We start from the raw sequence: 4,666 nt of genomic DNA on the forward strand, positions 1-4,666 counted from the left end.
GTGAACGGTTCTGGGGCCGGTGCTCAGTCGGCGGGTGATGCGCCATCGGCAGGCGGTGTGCGGTCGACGGGCGGTGCGGAGCTGGAGGCCGATTCGCGGGCGGCAGGTGATACCGAATCGCCGGGTGGCGCGGGCTCTCCGGGCGGCGCGGGCGCGCCAGGCAGATCGGGTTCCGTCGGCGGCGCGGGCGCGCCAGGCAGTACCGGTGCAGTTGGTGGCGCGGGCGCACCGGGCAGTGCGGGTGCGGTCGGCGGCAAGGGCTCGGTGGGCGGTGGGCGGACCGGTGCCAAGCCCGCGAGCACCGCGCAGACCGCGAACAACCTGCAGCACAGCGCGATCGGCGCGCCCTACGCGCACGTCACCGCGCCGCTGCGCCGCCTCGCCGACCGTTTCGCCACCGAGATCTGCCTGGCCCGCTGCGCGGGAACCGAAGTACCGCAATGGGTCCGCGATGGCCTGGTCCCCACTGCCGAGTCTATGAAGCGCAGCGACAGCATCGCAGGCAAAGTCGAACGCGCCTGCATCGACCTCACCGAAGCCACCCTGCTCGCCGAACGCAGTGGCTCGATCTTCGAAGCCGTAGTAGTACGCGAAGCCAACGGCACCCGCCCCGCCGAGGTCTTCATCGCCGACCCGCCGGTAGTCGGCCCCTGCATCGGCGCACCCCCGGAAGGCGAGCAAGTCCAGGTCCGCCTGGTCGCCGCCGACCCCGCCATCCGCAAGATCAGCTTCGGCTACCCGGTCTGATGCCCGGCACCGGGCACACCCGGCCGACCGATCACCGATCCTGAGACGCGGGCTCAGCTGGTCCTGGCCGAGGACGAAACAGCATGCTGTATCAGCGCGCTTTCGAGGCTCTTGCCGGTCGAACAGAGATGGGGAAATCAGCCCACGAGCTGATCAGGGCAGCCCTGGACCGGCGACGTAGCCCCGGGGGCCGCTAGCGAACCGCAGAAGCGGTGTGCCGGAAAGCCTAGGGACTCTCCCCAGAAACGAACGTGGCCGCGGCCGGATACCTGGCCAGAGCTTCGCCCGCGGCGATTTCCTCGGCGTCGGCCAGCAATTCATAGATCGTTGCGTTGACGCCGGTTGCGTGGGTTTCGGCGGCGCGGGCCAGGATGGCTTCGCGGGATTCGACGGCGTCGCGGTGGTCGCCGAGTACGGTTTGTAGGCGTTTCGCCTCGGTGCCGAGATCCTTTGCGGCACTGCCGAGTATGTCGATCGCGCCCTCGCACGAGTAGCGCAGGCGCTTGGCGCCCTTGCGGATATCGTGCAGCAGCTCGACGCGTTCGGCGGGTGAGACGGCGGGTTCGGCGTAGACCAACCGCCGTAAGCGCTTGCGGTCTTTGCGCAGGATGCGCTCGAAGACTTCGGCGGCGGGCTGTTTCGACTTGTCGGCATCGAGGGGCGGGTCGGTGCGCCAGGCCGAAAGACGGTGGCGCAGTGCGTGATAGCGATGATGATCGAGCGCGTCGAGGATCTCGCCATGCGCGTTCCGGTACCGGTCTCGCTCCGCGTCGACCAGTTCGGTGCGCACGTACTCGGTGGTGCCGGGCACATAGCCGCTGCCTGCCGCCTTTGGCACAGCTGATTCCGTTGCGAGCCGGGCGAATTCATCCTGCGGTGCATGCGTGGCCAGCAGTGCCGCGAACCGTTCGGCCCGCACCTCGGCATCGCGCGCCACACCGAGCAGGTCGGCCAGCCATTTCAGTTCGTGCTGCATCTCGGTGATCGGCGTGGCCTCGAAGAGTGTGCGGTAGGAGCGCAGCACGCTGCGCAGCCTGCGCGTCGCGACCCGCATCTGGTGTACCGAATCCCAGGCGTCGGCGCGGACATCCGGTTCGGCGGCCAGCAGCCGGTCGACGTCGTCGCGCAGCGCCGCGACGATGGCGGTTCCGGCCGTGACCATGATCAGCTCACTTTCGCGAATCCGTCGGTCGCCTCGACGAGATGGTGGGTTATTCCGGGTTCGGCGGCGGCGTGACCGGCATCGTCCACGATGTGCAGTACCGATCCGGGCCAGGCGCGATGCAGCTCCCAAGCGCTGGTCGCCGGGCAGACGACGTCGTGGCGACCCTGCACGATGACGGCCGGGATGTGCGCGATCTTGTCGATATCGCGCAGCAGCTGTCCCTCGTCGAGGAATCCGCCATTGACGAAGTAGTGGTTCTCGATCCTGGCGAAGGCCAGCGCGAACCGCGGCTGGGCACTCTCCTGCACCCGATCCGGGTGCGGCAGTAGCGAACTCGTCGCGCCCTCCCAGGTGGACCAGGCGATGGCGGCCGCCTCGGCGACCCGCTCGTCGGGGGAGTGCAGCAGCCGGTGGTACACCTGCACCAGATCGCTGTCGCGCTCGTCCACCGGTACCGGGGCCAGGAACTTCTCCCACTCGTCGGGGTAGATGTTGCCCGCGGCGCCGTTGTAGTACCAGTCGATTTCCTTGCGCCGCAACAGGAAGATCCCGCGCAGCACCAGTTCGGTGACCCGCTCCGGATGCTGTTGCGCATAGGCGAGTGCGAGCGTGGAACCCCAGGAGCCGCCGAATACCTGCCACCGGTCGATGCCGAGACGAATACGCAGTGCTTCGACATCGGCGATCAGATGTGCGGTGGTATTGGTCTCCAGACTCGCACCGTCCGCGATATGCGGGGTGGACCGTCCGCAACCGCGCTGATCCAGCAGCACGATCTTGTAGGCGGCCGGATCGAAGAACTGCCGGTGGAACGGCTCGGTGCCGCCACCGGGTCCGCCGTGCAGGAACACCACGGGCTTACCCTCCGGATTGCCGCTGACCTCCCAGTACACGGATTGGCCCGCGCCGACATCGAGCATGCCGGTTTCGTACGGCTCGATCGCGGGGTAGAGGGTTCGCATCAGAAGGCGATTCCCGAAGCCAGATCGGGCAGTTCCAGCGCCTCGATCGCCTGCTGGTGCACATCGGCGCAGCTCTTGGTGGTGATCCGGTCGATCATCGCCTTATCGGCGAGCACATGGCCGTTGATGCCGCCGTTGCGCAGCGCCCATTCGTGCACCAGCGCATTGAGCCCGATCTTGCCCAGCGTCGGACCCTGCACCCGCCAGTTCGACAGTTCCGGGCGAATCATGTCGCACAGCTGGGTGGCCGACGCGTCGGAGATCTCCAGGGTCGTCGTCGGCGCGCTGGTGGTCTTGCCCGCGCTGGTGGCCGTCGCCGATCCGGTGGTCGAGCTCGAGCTGCCGGTAGGCGCCGGGCTCGAGTCGCTTCCGCAGGCGGTGAGTGCCGCGGCGGCGAATAGGCCCGCCACCACTAGCGTGCTGCGTGAAATCCAACGGGGTTGCGGCATCGGTACCTCTGCTCGTGTCGGCATTGTCGGCTTCGAGTCTGCCATTATTTGCCGCGCCTGGCCCGCGCGAGTTCGCTGGGCGCCGCCGATCAAACCAGGCCGAAGCCCGTGCGCAGATCGTCGAGCAAGCCCTGTAGGAAGCGCGCGAACCGCGGTGGCGACGCGTCGATGGTGCGCCACGGATGCAGGGCGACCAGTGGTGCCAGCCGGTCGACGAGGGCGATTTCGGCATCGGTGACGGCGCACGACTGCCGCCACCGGTCCAGGTATTCCGAGCGGTGCGGACCGCGCAGCACGCGCCAGGACAGCAGCGGATGCGTGATTACCGCATCGCCCCAGTCGAACAGCATGTCCGAATCGGTGAACACGTTTCCCGGATGCAGATCATTGTGTTCGATGCTCAGCCTGCCGAATTCGGCGAGCGCCGCGCCGGCTTCGGTGATCGCCGCGCCGAGGCCGGGCACGCGTGGCTCGAAATGCCGATACACCGTGATCAGTTGGGGTGGGGGCAGATACGGTGTGCCGGTGGCACGCAGCTCGTCGATGTGATCGCCCATCGCCAACTGGAGTTCGGCGTAGCGGCGAACCAATTCCGTCCACGCGGCCGCGGAATCCCGCGCGGTGGCACCACCATCGGGACTGAGTAACCAGCCGTGATCCGGTTGCACCGCAAGCGGTTCGAGCACACTGCCCGGCCGCAACCGGGCCAATGCCTGTAGCAGCGGACCCTCGTGCGCACCGGCGCGAGCATTGGCCTTCAACCACATCGGACCCGCATCGGTCGGGACGCGCACGATCAACGACCACGCCCGCCGTCGCGTTTCCTCCGGCGGCCCAACGATTTTCACGTCACGAGCGGTGAGAACACCCGTGGCCCAATCGAGCATCGGTTGCACGGGTTGGCCGAGCAGTGCCGCTGGTGCGTGCACTGCTCGGCCGGTCATCGTGAACTCAGAAGCTGTGCTCGGGGCCGGGGAAGGTCCCTCGGCGCACCTCGTCGGCGTAAGCAGCTGCGGCGGAACGCAATTCATCGCCGATCCGGCCGAACCGCTTGACGAACTTGGCGGTCTTGCCGCTGGTGAAGCCCGCCATATCCTGCCAGACCAGCACCTGCGCATCGCATTCCGCGCCGGCGCCGATGCCGACGGTCGGGATGGTCAGCTTGCGGGTCACCTGGCCGGCCAGTTCGGCGGGCACCATCTCCATCACCACGGAGAACGCACCGGCCTCCTGAACCGCGATGGCATCGGCGATGAGCTGGTCGGCGCCGTCGCCACGGCCCTGCACCCGGAAACCACCGAGGGTATTGACGCTCTGCGGGGTGAAGCCGATATGCGCCATCA

5 protein-coding genes and 1 pseudogene are annotated in these 4,666 nt (G+C 67.8%); 1 reads left to right on the top strand and 5 read right to left on the bottom strand.

Annotated features, from left to right (window positions below; translation table 11 throughout):
- Positions 1-747: pseudogene (locus tag ON44_RS52405) on the top strand (hypothetical protein); the annotation flags it as partial.
- 226 nt (positions 748-973) lie between these two features.
- On the opposite strand, the gene ON44_RS10205 reads toward ON44_RS52405, so the two are convergent.
- From ON44_RS10205 to ON44_RS10225, 5 genes are all read right to left on the bottom strand, one after another.
- Complete coding sequence (locus ON44_RS10205) at positions 974-1,909, bottom strand: CHAD domain-containing protein (RefSeq protein WP_040688422.1); 936 nt, start codon at positions 1,907-1,909, stop codon at positions 974-976.
- A gap of 2 nt (positions 1,910-1,911) precedes the next feature.
- Positions 1,912-2,874 carry a prolyl aminopeptidase gene (pip, locus tag ON44_RS10210; RefSeq protein ID WP_040688424.1) on the bottom strand — a complete coding sequence of 321 codons (963 nt, stop codon included), beginning with the start codon at positions 2,872-2,874 and terminating at the stop codon, positions 1,912-1,914.
- Positions 2,874-3,323, bottom strand: coding sequence for a hypothetical protein (locus tag ON44_RS10215; protein WP_040688425.1), 450 nt, complete (start codon positions 3,321-3,323; stop codon positions 2,874-2,876). The genes pip and ON44_RS10215 overlap by 1 nt, the downstream gene beginning before the upstream one ends.
- 89 nt (positions 3,324-3,412) lie before the next feature.
- The gene (locus ON44_RS46650; RefSeq protein ID WP_051181849.1) at positions 3,413-4,267 is read right to left on the bottom strand and encodes a phosphotransferase; all 855 of its coding nucleotides are present in this window, start codon (positions 4,265-4,267) and stop codon (positions 3,413-3,415) included.
- 7 nt (positions 4,268-4,274) lie between these two features.
- Positions 4,275-4,666 (bottom strand): 3-methyl-2-oxobutanoate hydroxymethyltransferase (locus ON44_RS10225; protein ID WP_040688427.1); only part of this gene is annotated, 392 nt, incomplete at its 5' end.

It is taken from the genome of Nocardia vinacea NBRC 16497 (assembly GCF_000308835.1).
GTDB classification, from domain to species: domain Bacteria; phylum Actinomycetota; class Actinomycetes; order Mycobacteriales; family Mycobacteriaceae; genus Nocardia; species Nocardia vinacea.

Excerpts from the sequence above, each read along its gene's own strand:
- ON44_RS10205 (WP_040688422.1), bottom strand. The coding sequence starts at position 1,909 with ATGGTCACGGCCGGAACCGCCATCGTCGCGGCGCTGCGCGACGACGTC.
- pip (WP_040688424.1), bottom strand. The coding sequence starts at position 2,874 with ATGCGAACCCTCTACCCCGCGATCGAGCCGTACGAAACCGGCATGCTC.
- ON44_RS10215 (WP_040688425.1), bottom strand. The coding sequence starts at position 3,323 with ATGCCGCAACCCCGTTGGATTTCACGCAGCACGCTAGTGGTGGCGGGC.
- ON44_RS46650 (WP_051181849.1), bottom strand. The coding sequence starts at position 4,267 with ATGACCGGCCGAGCAGTGCACGCACCAGCGGCACTGCTCGGCCAACCC.